This window comes from Methylomonas sp. 11b (assembly GCF_000515215.1).
GTDB lineage: Bacteria > Pseudomonadota > Gammaproteobacteria > Methylococcales > Methylomonadaceae > Methylomonas.
On the sequence record NZ_KI911557.1, the window covers coordinates 4,538,548 to 4,555,309 of the forward strand.

Below are 16,762 nucleotides of genomic sequence, written 5' to 3' on the forward strand. Positions count from 1 at the left end.
GGGAAAAATAATGGACACGTCAATAATCGAAAGCGAAGCGCTACATCTTCCCCCATCAGAGCGCGCAAAGCTCGCTCATAGTTTGCTGCTGAGTTTGGAAAATTTATCGGATATAGAATTAAAGGAAGCTTGGCTAGACGAAGCCCAGCGACGTGCCGATGAAATAGATCAAGGTTTGGTCGAATTAATTTCAGCGGAGGAAGTCAGCGCTAAAGCGCGGTTATTGTTGAAATGAATTATCGATTTCACCCCGGCGCGCAGCATGAACATTTAGAAATTATCGGATTTTACGAATCAAGGCAGCCAGGTTTAGGTGCTGTCTATTTGGCGGAATTTGAGAGCTTTATGATTAGCGTTGCCAATATGCCAGGACGTTATCGAGTTGAGCGAAAACCAAATATTCGAGTGGTTTCCCTGCTTAAATTTCCTTATAGAATTATCTTTAGGGATAATCATGCTGGCGTACAAATTTTGGCGGTTTCGCATAAGAAAAGAAGGCCCGATTATTGGTTGGGCAGGCTATAACTGAATTTATCCACACTGAAATAATAGATACTCAAGAAAAATAAATGGCCGCAAAAGAAGACTTTTACAAACTGCTGGAACTGGATCGCAACGCGAGCGAAGCCGAGATCAAAAAGAGCTATCGCAAGATGGCGATGAAATTTCATCCCGACAGAAATAACGATAATCCAGAGGAAGCCGAGAAGAAATTCAAGCTGGTCAAGGAAGCTTACGAGGTGCTGTCCGACCCTAAAAAACGCGCGGCCTATGATCAATTCGGTCATGCCGGCGTCGATTCATCGATGGGTGGCGGTCGTGGCGGCTTTAGCGGGGCGGAGAATTTCAGCGATATTTTCGGCGATGTATTCGGGGATATTTTTGGCGGCGGTCGGCAGCAGCGCAGCAGTGTGCAACGTGGCGCCGATTTGCGTTACAACCTGGAACTGACTCTGGAAGAAGCCGTCGGCGGTACCGAAGCGACTGTCAAGGTGCCTGTATTGGTGGCTTGTGCTGAGTGTAACGGTAGTGGTGCGAAAAAAGGTAGCAGTCCGGTGACGTGTAATACCTGTCACGGCCATGGTCAGGTCAGGATGCAGCAAGGCTTCTTCTCGGTGCAACAAACCTGTCCGACTTGTCGGGGTACCGGTAAGCAAATTAAAGACCCTTGCCCGAAATGTTACGGCCAAGGCCGAGTGCAGGAAACCAAGACTCTAAATGTCAAAGTACCGCCCGGTGTCGATACCGGTGACAGAATCCGCTTGGCCGGAGAGGGCGAAGCCGGTGCGAACGGTGGCCCAGCTGGGGATTTGTATGTACAAGTGCAGGTCAAGGATCACCCGATCTTTACCCGCGATGGTGCCAATTTGTATTGCGAAGTGCCGATTAGTTTTACGACCGCTTGTTTAGGTGGCGAATTGGAAGTTCCCACTTTGGATGGCAAGGTAATGCTGAAAATTCCGCCGGAAACTCAGACTGGTCGGATGTTCCGCCTACGTGGTAAAGGCGTCAAGCCGGTCCGAGGCGGCTTGGTCGGCGATTTGTTATGTAAGGTGCAACTGGAAACCCCGGTTCATCTAACTAAAGAGCAGAAAGCCATGATCGAGAAGCTGGGCGAATCTTTGACCGGCGGCGGTAAACATCACAGCCCGCAAGAGCATAGCTGGATGGATGGCGTTAAAAACTTCTTCGATAAATTAACGGGATAAACCATGGTGCGGATCGCGGTAGTTGGCGCTTCCGGGCGTATGGGTTTATGTTTGCTAAAAGCGGCGATGGCGACCGAAAACGCCGAGTTGACGGTGGCGGTGTCTCGCCCGAATAGTTTGGCGATTGGCAAAGACGCCGGTGAACTGGCCGGTGTGGCGGCGGCAGGCATTCAAGTCACTGATGATCTGGCCGCGCTGACTGACAAGTTTGACGTATTGATCGACTTTACCCGGCCCGAGGCGTCGATCAAGTACATCGACATCTGCCGGCAAGCTGGCAAGAAAATAGTGATCGGTACCACCGGTTACAGCGATGCGCAGAAAGCCGCAATTGCCGAAGCGGCCAAGGATGTGGCGATAGTCATCGCGCCTAACTTTAGTGTTGGCGTCAATCTGTCCTTAAAGTTGTTGGAAATGACTGCCAAGGTGATGGGCGGCTATACCGACATCGAAGTCATAGAAGCCCACCATCGCCACAAAGTCGATGCGCCGTCCGGTACTGCGTTGCGGATGGGCGAAGTGGTCGCCGCTGCGTTGGGACGCGATTTGAAAGACTGTGCGATCTATGGCCGCGAAGGCGATACCGGTGCCCGCGACCGTAAAACCATCGGCTTTTCCACCATTCGGGCCGGCGATATAGTCGGCGAGCACACCGTAATGTTTGCCGACGAAGGCGAACGGGTGGAAATCACCCATAAAGCCACCAGCCGTATGACCTTCGCCAACGGTGCGGTGCGAGCCGCAACCTGGCTGGCGGACAAACAAAGCGGCCTGTTCGATATGCAGGATGTGCTAGGTTTGAAAGGCTAATCAGCGCTCAAACCCAGCCTAAAGACCCGTGAATCAGCCAAGTCTTATATTCGTAGAGGCGTTACCTCGCCAGTCAGTTTATAATGCCGGTAATCCGCAATAACCTGAGCATGATCGAAAGCCAGCAGGCTTGGCAGATTGTCAAAATTGAACAGTCCGTAGTTTTTCGCATCGTCCGCAGCCATTGGCGTGCCATGGGCTTGCGCCAGGTAGACGGCGGTGACAGTGTGATTGCGCGGGTCGCGTTGCGGATTGGAGTAAAGACCCAGCAATACGGTTAGTTCCACATCCAGGCTGGTTTCTTCCTTGGCTTCGCGGATTGCCGCGTGCTCAAGCGTTTCGCCGACATCGACAAAGCCGCCAGGTACCGCCCAGCCGTAGGGTGGGTATTTCCGCTCTATCAACACGAAGGGGCGCTGTGGATGATCGATCAATTCGATCAAAATATCGGCGGCTAACAAGGGTGTGATCGGCTTTGCCATGTTGTTCCTGATAATGATGAGTTTTAGCGCATAGAAAATATGAGTGTTCTGCTAAATTTAACCATGTTTTCAAGAGTTGCTGAAATTCTCGATTCTTTTTCCTCGACAAATTAATCATGAATTAATCCGCTTTTCATATCATCCCGGCTGCTTTACGCGGCGCTTTTAAAGTCGAATTAAATTTCCAAGAAGTAAAACATGAATGAGTTTATTCCCGGCCAACGCTGGATTAGTAATACCGAATCCGAATTGGGTTTAGGTATGGTGATGGATGCTGAATTTAACCGTGTCACCGTATTGTTTTTAGCGACCGGCGACAGGCGGGTTTACGCCAGAGATAACGCGCCTTTGACCCGGGTGCAGTTCAACGAAGGCGATGTGATCGAATCGGCGGATTACGCGAAGATTAGCGTGCAGCAGGTGCAGCAGCACAATGGTTTGTTGACCTACATAGGTGTTGATGAAGACGGTCAGTTGCAGCAAATCGACGAGATGGAGCTTAACCATCATATTCAATTTAACAAACCGCAAGACCGGTTATTTACCGGCCAATTCGACCCGACGGCCTGGTTCTTATTGCGCTATGAAACCTGGCGGCGTCAGCAACAGCATCAGCAAGCGGCTACCAAAGGTCTACAGGGCGCGCGGGCTTCGCTGATTCCGCACCAGCTATACATTGCCCATCAAGCCGCCAGCCGCGCCTTGCCGCGCATCATGCTTGCCGATGAAGTGGGTCTGGGGAAAACCATAGAAGCAGGTTTGATCATTCAACATCGCTTGATCAACGGTTTAAGCAAACGTGTGTTGATTTTGGTGCCGGAAAGCCTGTTGCATCAATGGTTGGTGGAGATGCTGCGCCGCTTCAATCTGCGCTTCAGCATTTTCGACGAAAGTCGCTGCTTTGCCAGCCCCGACGAGAACCCGTTTCTCAGCGAGCAGTTGGTGCTGTGCAGCCAGCGTTTTTTTGCCGATTCTCCGCATCGCCAGCAACAAGCCTTGGATGCCGGCTGGGATTTGGTGGTGGTCGACGAAGCGCATCATCTGGAGTGGAGCGAAGACGCACCTAGCGCCGACTACTTATTCGTCGAGCATTTAGCCTTGGCGTCTCCCGGTCTGATTCTGTTGACCGCGACCCCTGAGCAATTGGGTAAGGAAAGCCATTTTGCGCGTTTGCGCTTGCTCGATCCTGACCGTTTTTATCGGTTTGAGCAGTTCTTGCGCGAAGAAAGCCAGTTTGAACCGGTAGCCAGACTGGCCAATTTGCTGATTTCCGGCGCAGCGCTGGATGCCGAACAGCAGGAGCAATTGAAAAACTTATTAAGACAGGACAATGTCGACAAACTGCTGCAACAGGTTAACGACAGCCAAGCCAATGCTCGGGAAGAATTGATCAAGTTGTTGCTCGATCATCATGGCACCGGACGGATTTTGTTCAGAAACTCTCGGCAAACCGTGCAGGGCTTTCCGGATCGGCAACGCCATGCTTATCCGCTGCAAGGTGAAGACACGGCGGATTTAGCCAACAGCCCTTATCTGCATTGGCTGGTTGGGCAGTTGAAAGCCCTGGGCGACGAAAAAGCCCTGTTAATCTGCAAACGCGCGGAAACCGCAATCCAGCTGGAGCAATTATTACGGCAGCATGTCGGCCATACCGCAGCGGTGTTTCATGAAGGTATGAGTATCGTCGAGCGGGATCGGGCTGCGGCGTTTTTTGCAGACGAAGAGAGCCGGGCGCAAGTATTGATTTGTTCGGAGATCGGTAGCGAAGGCCGCAATTTTCAATTCGTGCGCCATCTGTTTTTGTTCGATCTGCCGGAAAATCCGGATTTGTTGCAACAACGCATCGGTCGTCTGGATAGGATAGGCCAGAAGCATGTCATTCAAATTCATATCCCTTATTTGCTCGATAGTGCTCAGCACGTATTGTTTCGCTGGTACGACGAGGGCCTGGACGCATTCCGGCATAACTGTTCGGGTGCCGCGCAAGTTCTGAAATTGCTTGGCGAAACCCGCGATAACGCGTTGCTTAGCCGCGATGCGGCGGCAGTGGATGCCTTAATCGCCAACACGAAGGCTTTGAACAGTCAGGTTGAAGAGGAATTGCATAAAGGCCGCGATTTGCTGTTGGAGCTAAATTCTTGCCGCCCGCAAGAAGCCGCGCGTCTGGTGGACGAGATCACGGCCGGCGAACACGACGGTAGTTTATGGCCGTTTATGGAAGCGATGTTCGATTGTTATGGTGTCGATGTTGAAGATCATTCGCGCGATTGCCATATCCTGTGGCCCAGCGAAAATCTGCGCATCGCCCATTTCCCGATGTTGCAAGACGACGGTTTGACGGTAACCGTCAATCGTGACATCGCGTTGGCCAGGGAAGACATGCAATTTCTCACCGCCGAGCATCCGATGGTGTTGTCAGCCATGGATTTGGTGTTGTCCAGCGAGACCGGCAATGCCGCAGTGAGCGTGGTCAAACATCCGCAACTCAAAGCCGGCCAATTTCTGCTGGAGCTATTGTTTGTTGCAGAATGCAGTGCGCCCGCCGAGTTACAAATCGGCCGGTTTTTACCGCATACGCCGTTACGCGTTTTAGTCGATCAGCATAAAAAAGATCTAACGCTTGTCATTAGCCACGATAGCCTGGTCGAGACCGGCGATAGTTTCGATAAGGCGCAAATCAGTCAGTTTTTGAATAGCCAGCGTCAGCATATTCAAGACATGATCAAAGTCGCGGAACAGTTGGCGGGCGGGCAAATGCAGAAATTGATAGCGGAAAGCAGTAATCTGATGATTGCGACCTTAACCGGTGAAATCAAACGTTTGGTGCGGCTGAAAAAGATCAATCCCGGTATCAAGGAGCAGGAAATAGAGCAACTCAAGGAAATGACCATGCTTTCGCACGAAAGCATACAGGAAACCCAGTTGCGGCTGGACGCGGTGCGTTTTGTTATTACCAGCTAGGCTTGCAGGCAGAGCTTTAGAGTGTGTGCGGCCTATTTTTCGCAGACAAGGTGTTTAAACGGTTTTGATCAGCACGGTGGTATCGTCAATTTCGATGCACTCAAACATCAGGTCGTCGATTGAGCCTTCGACATGGTCGACATAGTGCAAGCCGCACTCTGAATCGACATGTTGATGCTTCAGAATGCCGTGGACACTGAACGGCGTTCCGGATTCCGGTAATACCATGGTGATCTTAACCTTGCCGGCAATATCCGCGCTAATCGGATCTTGGAGTTTAACTCGGATGCCGCTGTAGCTGATGTCCAGAATTTCCGCATTTAGCGAAACTTCCCGGGCTGTTCTGGAATTGAAAATAATGCCTGCCTGTAGACCTCTAGGTTTTACTCTACGGTGAATTCGTTTTTCGAAACTCATTTGTTTTGACCCCTGCTGAAGAATCGCGCTTACGCTATCGAGGATTTATTGTAGGTGCAAAGTTAATTTTTTCTACTTTAGGTGTGTTCATCATGCCATATCTTTTCTATTCACACACCCGTTAATTACGGGCAAAACATAAGGTTTTTGCATGTTATTTTCAGAATTGGGTTTGTCCGAGCAACTACTTAAGGCGGTTGCCGAGCAAGGCTATGAAACCCCGACGCCGATACAGGCGCAGGCCATTCCGGTCATTTTACAAGGCCGCGATGTGCTGGCCGGCGCGCAAACCGGCACCGGCAAAACCGCCGGATTTACCTTGCCTCTGCTTCAACTGTTACAAGAACAACCGGTTCCGCAAAAGCCGCGTCCGGTTCGGGTATTGATCTTAACGCCGACCCGCGAATTGGCGATGCAGGTTTATGAAAGCGTCAGAACCTACGGCAAGCATTTACCGTTTTTTGCCGAGGCGATATACGGCGGCGTCAGTATCAATCCGCAAATTCAGAAGATCCAGCGTGGCACCGATATTGTCGTTGCCACGCCCGGTCGTTTATTGGACTTGATTCACCAACAGCATATGGATTTATCCAAGGTTGAACATTTTGTACTCGACGAAGCCGACCGGATGCTGGACATGGGCTTTATCCGCGATATTCGTCGAATCATCGCCTTGTTGCCCAGTAAACGTCAGAACCTGCTGTTCTCGGCGACCTATGCCCCGGAAATCAGCGCACTGGCCGAACAAATCCTCACCGATCCAGTTGAAATCGCTGTCGCAAAACGTAATGCTGCCGCAGATACCGTCTCGCAGTTGGTTTATGGCATTAACCGCGAATACAAGCGCGAATTACTGTCCTACCTGATAGGCAATGGTCATTGGCAGCAGGTGTTAGTGTTTGTCCGCACCAAACATGGCGCGGATCGTTTAGCCAAACAGTTGATCAAAGACGGAATCCGTTGCGCGGCCTTGCACGGCGACAAAAGTCAGGGTGCACGGGTACGGGCACTGGAAGAGTTTAAAAACGGTTCGATTACCGCATTAATTGCGACCGACATCGCCGCTCGCGGTTTGGATATCGATCAATTGCCCCATGTGGTGAACTTCGATTTGCCGCAAGTAGCGGAAGATTATGTGCATCGTATTGGTCGCACCGGCCGCGCTGGCGCCGAAGGTCAGGCAATTTCCCTGGTCGACCCTGAAGAGGCCTATTTGTTGGCTGCCATCGAAAAGCTGTTGAAAAGGCAGATTCCGCGAGTTGATGATACGGGCTATCCCAATGTGTCATTGGTAGTAACCAATAGCAAGCCAAAACCGCAAACGGCTCAACCGAACAAACCGGCCAGAAGACCGCAAAATGGTCGGCCAGGAGGGGAACCTGGCAAACGCGCACCTAATTCACGTAAACCGCGTCAGCAAACAGCCAAGCCCCGCTAATCAGTTTGACTCGTCGTGTCCGGCCATGGGCACGACACTTCCTCATGCCGAATGCTGGTTTATTCCGCGGCCGGCACCTCAAAAATATGAATTGCCAGCCATACCGACTCAATGTCCGGGTTGGTCCATTCCACCCGGTGCCGACAATGCGCCGGAATCAGCAGGTAGTCGCCCGGCTTCAGGTCCACAGGTGCAGATTGGGCAAATGTCAGCCTGGCTGCCCCTTGTAACAATATCACCCACTCGTCCTGATTTTGATCGTACCACTCGTTTTCGGCACTGCAATGACCCTTGGAAACGATGCGCTCGATGCGAATAGTAGGCTTGCTAAACAAGGTTTGGCATAATTCTATTGGCAACTGAGCTGGAATGTCTGTAAAAATGCACGAACTGCTGATATTCATAAAAGCGGGTACATAATAAAAAATTGGGGGAGGGGAATGAAAATGAATAATACGTCTTTTGCTTCGTTAATGGCGGTGGCCATCGATAAACTACCGGGGATTATGCAGCTGTCCAAACGCATTTGCGATACTGCTAAATGTGTGGATTTTTTGGCGCCGCTGTTTCTGCGGCTTTATTTGGCGCCGGTGTTTTGGATGGCGGGCACCAAAAAATTCGCCAATTTTTCCGACACGGCCGAATGGTTCGGTAATGTCGAATGGGGCTTGGGTTTGCCGGCGCCTTATGTGTTGGTATTTTTGGTGGCGCTATTTGAAATTGTCGGCGCCTTGTTTTTATTGTTCGGCTTTGCTACTCGACCGATTACCGTTCCGTTGATGGTGATCATGGTGGTGGCCGCCATCAGTGCCCATATTCAAAACGGTTGGCTGGCCATTGCGGCCGGTAGCGGTATTTTTGCCACCGAACGCACGATAGGCGCGATAGAACGCTTGGAGCGCGCCAAGGAAATTTTACAGGCGCAGGGCGACTATCAATGGCTGACCGAAAACGGGCCCTTGGTCGTACTGAATAACGGGATTGAGTTTGCCGCCACCTATTTCATCATGCTGCTGGCGCTGTTTTTCCTGGGCGGCGGCAGGTTTGTCAGTGTGGATTATTGGCTGGCGCGCAAATACTTGCCTGAACTAGCACCCAGGGCCTGACGACAACAGCCCAAACCGAGCTGTTGGCGCTGATCCATTCGCCGGCCTGTCGATCCGAAACATGACCGATTAGGCCGGCATCCAGCCATTGTGCGACCTGAGTTTTATTGTCGCGCGAAAACTGGTAAGCCACTTCGACCAGATCTAGCTCCTCTGCGACCGAGATTGCTAGTCCGGCTGCGAAAAATCGTTGCAACTCGGCCCAGGGAATGGACGAGGTTTCCAAATTCACCTTGGCTTTTTCCAGATCGGGGAGTGACTCGTTCATTAACATTTTCCGGTTGGGATGTTGTAGTATGCCCAGCTATTTTATCGTAACCCGATTTATAAAACAGAAGTGAGGATTCATCGATGTCGCTATTGAGTTCATTTAAAAAGCGTTCCACCCTGGATGCGGCGATCAAGCAAGTTGCCCAGGCCCGTAAAAGCGAAGGCAGCAAAGCCGAGCAATTATACAAGGGTGCGTATCAAGGCTTTGCTAATGTCATCGCCGACCATTTGATTGTTTCCGAAGCGCTGTATCACTGGGGTTTTGGTTTATTGCACGAGGCCCGGACTCAGGAGCCGAAAGCCGCTATCGAAATTTACGAAGACGCCATTTCCAAGTTTTCTTTTTGCTTGCTGATTTCGCCTAACTATTTAGGGGCGGCGATAGACGGCGGCGTAGCATTTATGGAATTGGCTCGCATTAGCTCGGAAGCAGCCAAACCCGATCTATACGAGTTGGCGGAAGATTTTTTCGAAAAGGCCTGTGCTATTCAAAAAGGCAGCGCGGCTTACAATCTGGCCTGCGTTTATGCGTTGCGCGGCGATAACGATGCCTGCTTGGCTGCGTTGCAAACCGCCAGGGACTTTGGCAGTTTGCCCGACGAACAAAATATATTGCAAGACGAAGATATGGCTGGCGTGATCAATGCCCAATGGTTCAAGGAGTTTATGGAGGAGGTCCGTGCCACGCCGGCACCGGAAAAAACCAAACTCAAGGACATTGAAATCAATGTGGAGCCGGGCTTCAAGATAGAGAAGAAAGAGGACTTTGATTACTACTCTTAAATTATTTGGCCATTCAAACTTTAATACCCTGCGGGGCCCGGCTTAGCGGGGTTTTAGGTCTGCATGAGTCAGGCTATCTATCTGCGCGGTTTTCAATATAGCCAACCCTTTTTTTCCGCGGACGAGGGGTGAAAAGCACTAATTGAATAGAAAGTTAAAGGCGTCATCGGCGCCGATGCCGGTCGATTGAAATCGATACATTAAACAAGCGGCCGATAGCGGTTTCCACCGGCAATTGAAACCCGCTCGCGCATCTTGGTCGAAACCCCAAACGACCATGCGGCGCGTACTTTGGTCATCGCTTTGGCGCCGCCTATCCCGCCCACCGAGATCAACAGTATCGCAAAGACCAGTTGATAGCTCGCATTGTTGCCGCGTGAATGCGGAACAACCTGTTTGATCCAGTCTTGGAAACCGTTCTAAAAACTTGAGCGCCGGAATTAATCCGGCCAGATCGTTCAGGTCGTTCGTGGTGCCGGCAAGATAAACTTTGTTAGGTCTTTCAGGATTTAGCCGATAGTGAATGCGCTTCGGTTTCGATAGCAGGCTTGGCGTCGCCGACATCCTTGTAGCGCTGAGCAGTTTCATCGAATGCCTCGGCGATAGCCAAAAAGGCATCGGTGATATCCGGATCAAAGTGAGTTCCCCGGCCTTTAGCGATCAGTCGCACAGCTTCTTCGTGGGGATACGCTTCTTTATAAACGCGTTTGCTTATCAGAGCGTCGTAGACGTCAGCGATTGCCATCAAACGGGCGCTCAGCGGTATTTGCTCTCCCGAAAGCCCTTGTGGATAACCGGCGCCATCCCATCTTTCATGGTGACAATAAGCAATCTCCACCGCGTAATTCAAAAATGACCAGTCGCTGTCGCCAAAATCCCGTGCCGCCGACAAGATGGCAGACCTTCCCTCCTCGCAGTGCGTTTTCATAATCTTCCACTCATCCGGCGATAACTTTCCCGGCTTAAGCAGTATCGCATCGGGAATGGCAACCTTGCCGATGTCGTGCAGAGGTGCGGATTTAAACAACAGTTCGATGGCTCCATCGGAGAGACTATAGCGCGCATTAGAGCTCAACCGTTCGGCCAACAGCTGCACGTATCGTTGGGTACGGCGTATATGGTTGCCGGTCTCGTTGTCCCTGACCTCTGCCAACGCACAAAAAGCGGCGATGATGGAGCTTTGCGCGGCGATCAGCTGCCGATCTTTGCGGAACAACTCTTCCGTGCGCTCGGCCACTAATTGCTCAAGGTTTTCGTTGTGCTGTTTAAGCTCACGTCTGGTGGTGGCCAGGACCAGATGATTATGGACCCGGGCCAACACCACCGGCGCGGAAGCCGGTTTGTGAATAAAATCCTCGGCGCCCAGCGAAAGGCCACACTCCTCGTCCACGGCGCTATCCAAGCTGGTCAGAAAAATCACCGGAATATCGCGAGTCGCGGGGTCGGCTTTAAGGCGCTTACAAACCTCGAAGCCGTCGATACCCGGCATCATGACATCCAGCAATATCAGGTCCGGCGCGTCGCGGCCGATCAGCGCCAAAGCCTCGGCGCCATCGCTGGCAAAGCTCGTGCTGTATCCCTTGCCCAGGATGTTGCTCAACACCTCGATATTATTTAAGGAGTCGTCTACGATCAATATTTTTGGTCGTTTATCTTGGCTATTCATGGTCTGTCCAGCTATTTCGTTCTAAGAGTTTCTCTAATGCGATCAACGCTGCATCGTAGCGCAATTCTTGTGTCGCTTGCGCAATTTCCGCAAATTCCAAGGCTAGTTCGTGATCGCCTATCTTGCGGACGAGATCGGTGACCGAATATCGGGCATCCAGATTCTTAGCTTTCAACTGGAGAAGCAATTTCTTTAGTTCGGGAATCAGGTTGGTATTTTTAAACAGTTCTTTTGAATTGATAGATGAGACAAGCAGTCTATCGTCAGCATTTTCTAATGACTGACTTAGTAGAAGTATTGCAGCCTCGCATTCCTGTGCAAGTACTTCCGTTTGCGCCATCAAATTCCTCTCCTCACCGTTTTTGAGCATCCGGCACAGTCGGTCGGCCGAGGATTGAAGCGCGCCGAAACCTAAATTGCCGGCCTCGCCTTTCAGGCTGTGAGCAACGAAAAACAGTTGCTCCGAATTGTCATCAGCAAGTCGTTGGCGCAATAGCGTTGCAGCGTTCCGATGCTGTTCGGCAAACGCGAGCAATAGGCGCCGGTAAAGGGCGATGTTGCCTCCCAGTCGGGCCAAAGCCGCTTGCACCGCCACGCCTGGCAGATTGCTCTCGAGTTTGGCAATTGCCTCGGTATCCGGGCAAATCTTGACAGCTTTTTCCTGTTGCGCCGCAGCGGATTTGGGTTTGATCCACCTCGCCAACGCATTGGCAAGTTCTTCCGGTTCAACAGGCTTGGCGATGTGGTCATTCATGCCGGCCGCTAAGCAGGCCTCTTTATCCTGATTCATCGCCGCCGCGGTCATCGCGATGATGGGCAATTCCTTTAACGCCGCCGATTGGCGAATCCTGCGGGCGGCCTCCAGGCCGTCCAGCACCGGCATATGCAGGTCCATCAACACCGCATCGAAATTGGATTTCTCCAGCCAATCCAAGGCCTCCAGGCCATTGTTGGCAGTCGTGACCTCCAAACCGCCTTTAATGAGAAATTCCTGTGCCACCTGTTGATTGAGTTTATTATCCTCAACCAGCAAGATCCGAGCGCTACGGATGGCTGCTAGCGTGGTTCGGGTGGCGTTGAAAACTTCGGCGACGGGAACAGGCTGGCTGGTTTCGTTTCGTTGCAGTTGAACCAGGGTGTTAAGCAGGTTGGAGGGAGTGACCGGCTTGGCGATGATCGCATCCACCCGAATGTTGCCGGCGGACTTGGCCAGTGCCTCGTGCTCATAAGCCGTGATCATGATGGATATTGGCGGCCGGCTGTTATGCTCGCTATCGGCTATGGTCTCGGCCAGCTCCAGACCGTTCATGCCGGGCATTTTCCAATCCAATAACAACAGCTCGAAGGGTTTGCCACATCGCGCCGCTTCGGCGAACAAGCGCAAACCTGTTTCGCCCGACCGGGCCGTCGCCACCTCGAACTGCCAAGCTTCCAAAATCGAGCGCAGTATCGTCAGCGAGGTTTCCTGATCGTCGACTACCAGGGTACGCATGGGGTGTAAATCCTGCAAACGCCGGCCCGGTGTCTGCTCGCTTGACGAAATGCCGGCCGGCAGGCCTAGTCGAACCGTAAAGGCAAAGGTACTGCCGGATTCGGGTTCGCTCTCCAGGGTGATTTCTCCCGCCATCAATTCCACCAGGCGTTTCGAGATCGTCAGCCCCAAGCCGGTGCCGCCGAATTTGCGGGTGATACTGGCGTCGGCCTGCGCGAAAGGCTGAAACAGCTGACCGGCTTGTTCGGCCGTGATGCCGATGCCGGTATCTCTCACCGCAAAACGCAGGCGTATGGCATCGTCCGTCCTTTCCTGTGCCTCGACGCGAAGGTGGACTTCGCCATGTTGCGTGAATTTAATGGCATTGCCGACCAGGTTGTTAATGATCTGGCTGAGGCGGAGCGGGTCGCCCAGCAGCTGATCGGGCACATCTAACGCCATATCGATGAACAGCTCGAGGCCTTTTTCATCGGCACGTATGGAGAACAAGTCTGCCGTCGCCCGTAGTATTTCTTCCAAGTTGAATTCGATGGCCTCGATGTCTATGCGCCCGGCTTCGATTTTCGAGTAATCGAGAATGTCATTGAGAATACCCAGCAAGGCTCGCGACGAATTCAATACCTTGCCGAGGTAATCGCGTTGCTTCTGGTTCAGCTCGGTATCCAGCGCCAGTTGCGTCAGGCCGATGATGGCGTTCATCGGGGTACGTATTTCGTGGCTCATGTTCGCCAAGAAATCGGATTTGGCCAGGTTGGCATTGTCGGCTTGTTTTCTGGCGTCCAACAACGCCGTCGTGCGCTCATTTACCAAGTGTTCGAGATGATTTTTGTAGTGCTCCAATTCGACTTCGTAGCGTTTGCGGTCGGTGATGTCCATGCGTATGCCCAGGATGCGGGTGACCATGTCGTCTTCGCCTCGCTGCACGCAGAACGCTTTAACACTTATCCAGCGATAGGTGCCATTGGCATGGCGCATCCTGGCTTCGTAACTGTAGGCATTGGCCCGTTTCGACAGTACGGCACCAATTTTTTCGGCGATGTCGGCCCGGTCGTCCGGATGGAGCCGCTCCAGCCATTCGTTACGATCACCCGGACCGGGTTTCGCCTGGTAGCCTAGCATCGTGAAATAAATCGGTGACACCTCGAAACTGTCTTTTTTGACATCCCAATCGAAAACGCCGATTTGTGCCACATCCATCGTCATACGCAGACGCTCTTCCGATGTTTTGAGCTGTTCTTCGACTTGCTTGCGTTCGGTAATGTCGAGTGTAAAACCGTTGATCTGTCCGCTTTCTTCATCCAGGTAGGCGGACATCGAGAACCATTTGGTTTGCCCGGTTATGAGCACCGCTTGCGCTTCAAAGTCGCGTACCTCTTTATCTGTCTGCAGTAACTGATAAAAGGACTTCAATTGATTGAGATCGGCCCACAACTTCTCGGCCGGAACATAACGTTGCAGAAAGGTATCGACGGAGTTGCATTCCAATTGGCGTGCCAAAGTGAGATTCAGAAAGCTAAACTGACCTTCAAAATTTCTCTGAAAAATGCCGACCGGTGCATTCTCGATGATGTAGCGGTAATTCCTTTCGTTGTTCTGCCATTTCAAGCGGCTGTGTCGCGCAACCAAGGCCAACACTAACGAAGCGATCAAGATGACGAGTCCGGCCGTGCCGTACCAAACCAAATGTTTTCGCCACTCGGCCAGATAATCCTGTTCGGCGATGGCGGCCAACACGTACAAGGGATAATCGCCGACCCGCCGAAAACTATAGAGGCGTTTGACGCCATCGGCCGGGCTGGCCTGTAAGTAGGAACCGTGGGCCATACCCTTGGCAACGTATTGGTTCAGGGGGTGGTTAGGCATGGCTTTGCCTAGATTGGCTTCCAGGTGCGGATGGCGAGCCCAAAGCCGCATCTGTTCGTCGCGGAGTAAAACCGCGCCGTGCTCGCCAAGGTTCAGCGTCGCGTAAAAACTTTCGAACGAACTCAATTGCACAATGACGTTAACGTACCCGGCAAAGCCGCCGTCGGGAAAATCGATGCGCCGGGTTAGGGATATATGCCAGATGTCCAAGGTACGGGATATTTCCGGCGGGGAAATGTGTAAGCCAATCTGGCGATGATCCCTATGAATTTGAAAGCTTTCTTTGTCGGTGACTTTGATGGCCGGCTGAGCGTCGATGGAGCTGTAGATACAATCGCCGTTGGCATTGAATATCTGGATTCCGCCGATCTCGATCACCGCCGCTTGCTGAATATCCTTGGCCTTTTCCTTCAGCAAGGCTCGCATAGCATGGTTTTCAACGGCGTTATCGAACTGGCTGCTGCGCATGTCGTCGGGTCGAATATGCCCCTGAAGATCTTTCAGAATCAGATCGATTTTTTGTATCGTGGCCAGTGCATGCCCCTCTAGAACCAGAGCGATATTTGCCGTCTCGATACGCGCATGTTCTACGTGGCTATCGCGCTCTTGCTGCAGACTCAAACCCATCAGCGCCGCAAATCCCAAGATACCGACCAAGCCCGCGGCGATTGCCAAACCAAAAGCGGATATTCTTGGAAAACGTTGTTTCATGTGTCACTCCCGGCTATAAATTATCATCTAAATCCGGCAATTGCTAAAAAGCCGGCGAAATGGCCGCGTAATCGGCATAGGCTAGTGGGTAGGTTTATTCATTGAACGGTCCTGATTTTCAAGGAGGTTTTTTAGTCATGAATTCGGGCCGCATGGTCTTGTAACAGGCCCTTGCAACAGTCAATTGCCGATATTTAGGCAAGCTCAGCCTCGGTGAGGCATGAAGTGCTTGCTGATTTGCCGGCTTCGTCCAGCTGGGGTAAGGGGCTTCCGGTCTCTGCGAATTGGATGGCTATCAATACCCAAAGGAATCAAGTTGAGCCGTGATGAGATGGCCGCGCATAAACTGGCGCGAGACGAATTCCATAGTGAACGGTCTTATCCAATCCCGCCGTAAGAACAATTCGACAGGCTTATTTTGCGACGCCGCCGTGCTATTAGAACGCTGCTAATTTTGAAACGAGAAAACCGAACGCATACGGGCAAATGTTTCCGCTACTGTTGGTAGCAGGCATTTACAATCGCCCGCAATTTTTCCAGGCCCAATTCGCGGGTAAGCGCTATATTGCGCTCGGGAATCCCCTCCGGGTCGGGATGACTAGCGACAGCTTTTTCGATACTGTCCTCGCGAATCAGATGCAGCATGGGGTAAGGGGAGCGGTTGGTGTAATTGCTGGGGTCGTTTGTCGGCGTTTGCGCAAAGCAATAGTCCGGGTGAAAACTAGCCAATTGGTAGATGCCTTCGTAACCTTGATCGATCAGCAATTGCTCGGCGATAGCCAGTAAATCCAGGAAATCCTCAAAGTCGGCAAACGCCTCGCTAAATATCAACAAGGTGGTTTCGGTGTCGGGTTCGGAATCGAGATGCACGCACTCGGCAATTACCGCTTCCAGGCTATCCTCGATGCTGTTGCTCGACACGACTTGATAGCGAATACTGTCTTTTTCCTGCTCGCGGCGGGCAAACGGGCAAATATTGTATTCAATAACAAAAGTTTTTAGCCAAGCCTGAGTGGCGGCGATAATCTGTTGGTTAGTCATGGTGATCGAAAAA

The 16,762-nt window shown here is 51.9% G+C and carries 15 protein-coding genes; 8 read left to right on the top strand and 7 right to left on the bottom strand.

The genetic code is table 11. The features are described from left to right. Positions 1-10 precede the first annotated feature (10 nt). Genes METH11B_RS0121850 through dapB form a run of 4 tightly spaced genes read left to right on the top strand, consistent with a single transcriptional unit; the run spans position 11 to position 2,519 of the window. Positions 11-235, top strand: coding sequence for an addiction module protein (locus METH11B_RS0121850; protein ID WP_026603864.1), 225 nt, complete (start codon positions 11-13; stop codon positions 233-235). Then, complete coding sequence (locus METH11B_RS0121855) at positions 232-525, top strand: type II toxin-antitoxin system RelE/ParE family toxin (protein ID WP_026603865.1); 294 nt, start codon at positions 232-234, stop codon at positions 523-525. The genes METH11B_RS0121850 and METH11B_RS0121855 overlap by 4 nt, the downstream gene beginning before the upstream one ends. Positions 526-569: 44 nt before the next feature. After that, a complete protein-coding gene (gene dnaJ, locus METH11B_RS0121860; RefSeq protein WP_026603866.1) occupies positions 570-1,709 on the top strand; it encodes a molecular chaperone DnaJ in 1,140 nt (379 codons plus the stop codon). A gap of 3 nt (positions 1,710-1,712) precedes the next feature. Then, positions 1,713-2,519, top strand: a complete 807-nt coding sequence (gene dapB / locus METH11B_RS0121865) for a 4-hydroxy-tetrahydrodipicolinate reductase (protein WP_026603867.1) — start codon at positions 1,713-1,715, stop codon at positions 2,517-2,519. A 44-nt stretch (positions 2,520-2,563) separates the two neighbouring features. On the opposite strand, the gene METH11B_RS0121870 is transcribed toward dapB, so the two are convergent. Further along, positions 2,564-3,001, bottom strand: a complete 438-nt coding sequence (locus METH11B_RS0121870) for an NUDIX domain-containing protein (RefSeq protein WP_026603868.1) — start codon at positions 2,999-3,001, stop codon at positions 2,564-2,566. 198 nt (positions 3,002-3,199) lie between these two features. Between METH11B_RS0121870 and rapA the strand changes: the two genes are divergently transcribed. Then, positions 3,200-5,962 carry an RNA polymerase-associated protein RapA gene (rapA, locus tag METH11B_RS0121875; protein ID WP_026603869.1) on the top strand — a complete coding sequence of 921 codons (2,763 nt, stop codon included), beginning with the start codon at positions 3,200-3,202 and terminating at the stop codon, positions 5,960-5,962. A gap of 54 nt (positions 5,963-6,016) precedes the next feature. Here rapA and METH11B_RS0121880 read toward each other — a convergent pair whose 3' ends face one another. Further along, positions 6,017-6,379: a PilZ domain-containing protein gene (locus METH11B_RS0121880; RefSeq protein ID WP_026603870.1), complete on the bottom strand. Its 363-nt coding sequence runs from the start codon at positions 6,377-6,379 to the stop codon at positions 6,017-6,019. A gap of 151 nt (positions 6,380-6,530) precedes the next feature. Here METH11B_RS0121880 and METH11B_RS0121885 point away from each other — a divergent pair, with 151 nt between their 5' ends. After that, positions 6,531-7,817 (top strand): DEAD/DEAH box helicase, encoded by a 1,287-nt coding sequence (locus tag METH11B_RS0121885; RefSeq protein WP_026603871.1) that lies wholly within the window; start codon positions 6,531-6,533, stop codon positions 7,815-7,817. Positions 7,818-7,876: 59 nt separating this feature from the next. Here METH11B_RS0121885 and METH11B_RS0121890 read toward each other — a convergent pair whose 3' ends face one another. Next, positions 7,877-8,221 (bottom strand): cupin domain-containing protein, encoded by a 345-nt coding sequence (locus METH11B_RS0121890; RefSeq protein WP_026603872.1) that lies wholly within the window; start codon positions 8,219-8,221, stop codon positions 7,877-7,879. Between the two features lie 42 nt (positions 8,222-8,263). On the opposite strand from METH11B_RS0121890, the gene METH11B_RS0121895 reads away from it, so the two are divergent. Continuing rightward, positions 8,264-8,923: an HvfX family Cu-binding RiPP maturation protein gene (locus METH11B_RS0121895; RefSeq protein ID WP_231499653.1), complete on the top strand. Its 660-nt coding sequence runs from the start codon at positions 8,264-8,266 to the stop codon at positions 8,921-8,923. Here the strand turns inward: METH11B_RS0121895 and METH11B_RS0121900 are convergent. Next, complete coding sequence (locus tag METH11B_RS0121900) at positions 8,865-9,191, bottom strand: DUF2288 domain-containing protein (protein ID WP_020485249.1); 327 nt, start codon at positions 9,189-9,191, stop codon at positions 8,865-8,867. The genes METH11B_RS0121895 and METH11B_RS0121900 overlap by 59 nt on opposite strands. Positions 9,192-9,274: 83 nt before the next feature. On the opposite strand from METH11B_RS0121900, the gene METH11B_RS0121905 reads away from it, so the two are divergent. Further along, positions 9,275-9,976, top strand: coding sequence for a TPR end-of-group domain-containing protein (locus METH11B_RS0121905; protein WP_020485250.1), 702 nt, complete (start codon positions 9,275-9,277; stop codon positions 9,974-9,976). Between the two features lie 502 nt (positions 9,977-10,478). On the opposite strand, the gene METH11B_RS0121915 is transcribed toward METH11B_RS0121905, so the two are convergent. From METH11B_RS0121915 to METH11B_RS0121925, 3 genes are all read right to left on the bottom strand, one after another. Continuing rightward, complete coding sequence (locus METH11B_RS0121915) at positions 10,479-11,642, bottom strand: response regulator (protein ID WP_026603874.1); 1,164 nt, start codon at positions 11,640-11,642, stop codon at positions 10,479-10,481. Further along, on the bottom strand, positions 11,635-15,708 hold the full coding sequence (locus METH11B_RS27255) for a hybrid sensor histidine kinase/response regulator (protein WP_026603875.1): 4,074 nt from the start codon (positions 15,706-15,708) through the stop codon (positions 11,635-11,637). The genes METH11B_RS0121915 and METH11B_RS27255 overlap by 8 nt, the downstream gene beginning before the upstream one ends. A gap of 495 nt (positions 15,709-16,203) precedes the next feature. Further along, positions 16,204-16,749 carry a DUF1415 domain-containing protein gene (locus METH11B_RS0121925; protein WP_026603876.1) on the bottom strand — a complete coding sequence of 182 codons (546 nt, stop codon included), beginning with the start codon at positions 16,747-16,749 and terminating at the stop codon, positions 16,204-16,206. Between the last annotated feature and the right edge of the window lie 13 nt (positions 16,750-16,762).

Excerpts from the sequence above, each read along its gene's own strand:
- METH11B_RS0121890 (WP_026603872.1), bottom strand. The coding sequence starts at position 8,221 with ATGAATATCAGCAGTTCGTGCATTTTTACAGACATTCCAGCTCAGTTG.
- METH11B_RS27255 (WP_026603875.1), bottom strand. The coding sequence starts at position 15,708 with ATGAAACAACGTTTTCCAAGAATATCCGCTTTTGGTTTGGCAATCGCC.
- METH11B_RS0121850 (WP_026603864.1), top strand. The coding sequence starts at position 11 with ATGGACACGTCAATAATCGAAAGCGAAGCGCTACATCTTCCCCCATCA.
- METH11B_RS0121885 (WP_026603871.1), top strand. The coding sequence starts at position 6,531 with ATGTTATTTTCAGAATTGGGTTTGTCCGAGCAACTACTTAAGGCGGTT.
- METH11B_RS0121925 (WP_026603876.1), bottom strand. The coding sequence starts at position 16,749 with ATGACTAACCAACAGATTATCGCCGCCACTCAGGCTTGGCTAAAAACT.
- METH11B_RS0121880 (WP_026603870.1), bottom strand. The coding sequence starts at position 6,379 with ATGAGTTTCGAAAAACGAATTCACCGTAGAGTAAAACCTAGAGGTCTA.
- dnaJ (WP_026603866.1), top strand. The coding sequence starts at position 570 with ATGGCCGCAAAAGAAGACTTTTACAAACTGCTGGAACTGGATCGCAAC.
- METH11B_RS0121870 (WP_026603868.1), bottom strand. The coding sequence starts at position 3,001 with ATGGCAAAGCCGATCACACCCTTGTTAGCCGCCGATATTTTGATCGAA.
- METH11B_RS0121855 (WP_026603865.1), top strand. The coding sequence starts at position 232 with ATGAATTATCGATTTCACCCCGGCGCGCAGCATGAACATTTAGAAATT.
- METH11B_RS0121915 (WP_026603874.1), bottom strand. The coding sequence starts at position 11,642 with ATGAATAGCCAAGATAAACGACCAAAAATATTGATCGTAGACGACTCC.
- METH11B_RS0121905 (WP_020485250.1), top strand. The coding sequence starts at position 9,275 with ATGTCGCTATTGAGTTCATTTAAAAAGCGTTCCACCCTGGATGCGGCG.
- dapB (WP_026603867.1), top strand. The coding sequence starts at position 1,713 with ATGGTGCGGATCGCGGTAGTTGGCGCTTCCGGGCGTATGGGTTTATGT.
- METH11B_RS0121900 (WP_020485249.1), bottom strand. The coding sequence starts at position 9,191 with ATGAACGAGTCACTCCCCGATCTGGAAAAAGCCAAGGTGAATTTGGAA.
- rapA (WP_026603869.1), top strand. The coding sequence starts at position 3,200 with ATGAATGAGTTTATTCCCGGCCAACGCTGGATTAGTAATACCGAATCC.
- METH11B_RS0121895 (WP_231499653.1), top strand. The coding sequence starts at position 8,264 with ATGAATAATACGTCTTTTGCTTCGTTAATGGCGGTGGCCATCGATAAA.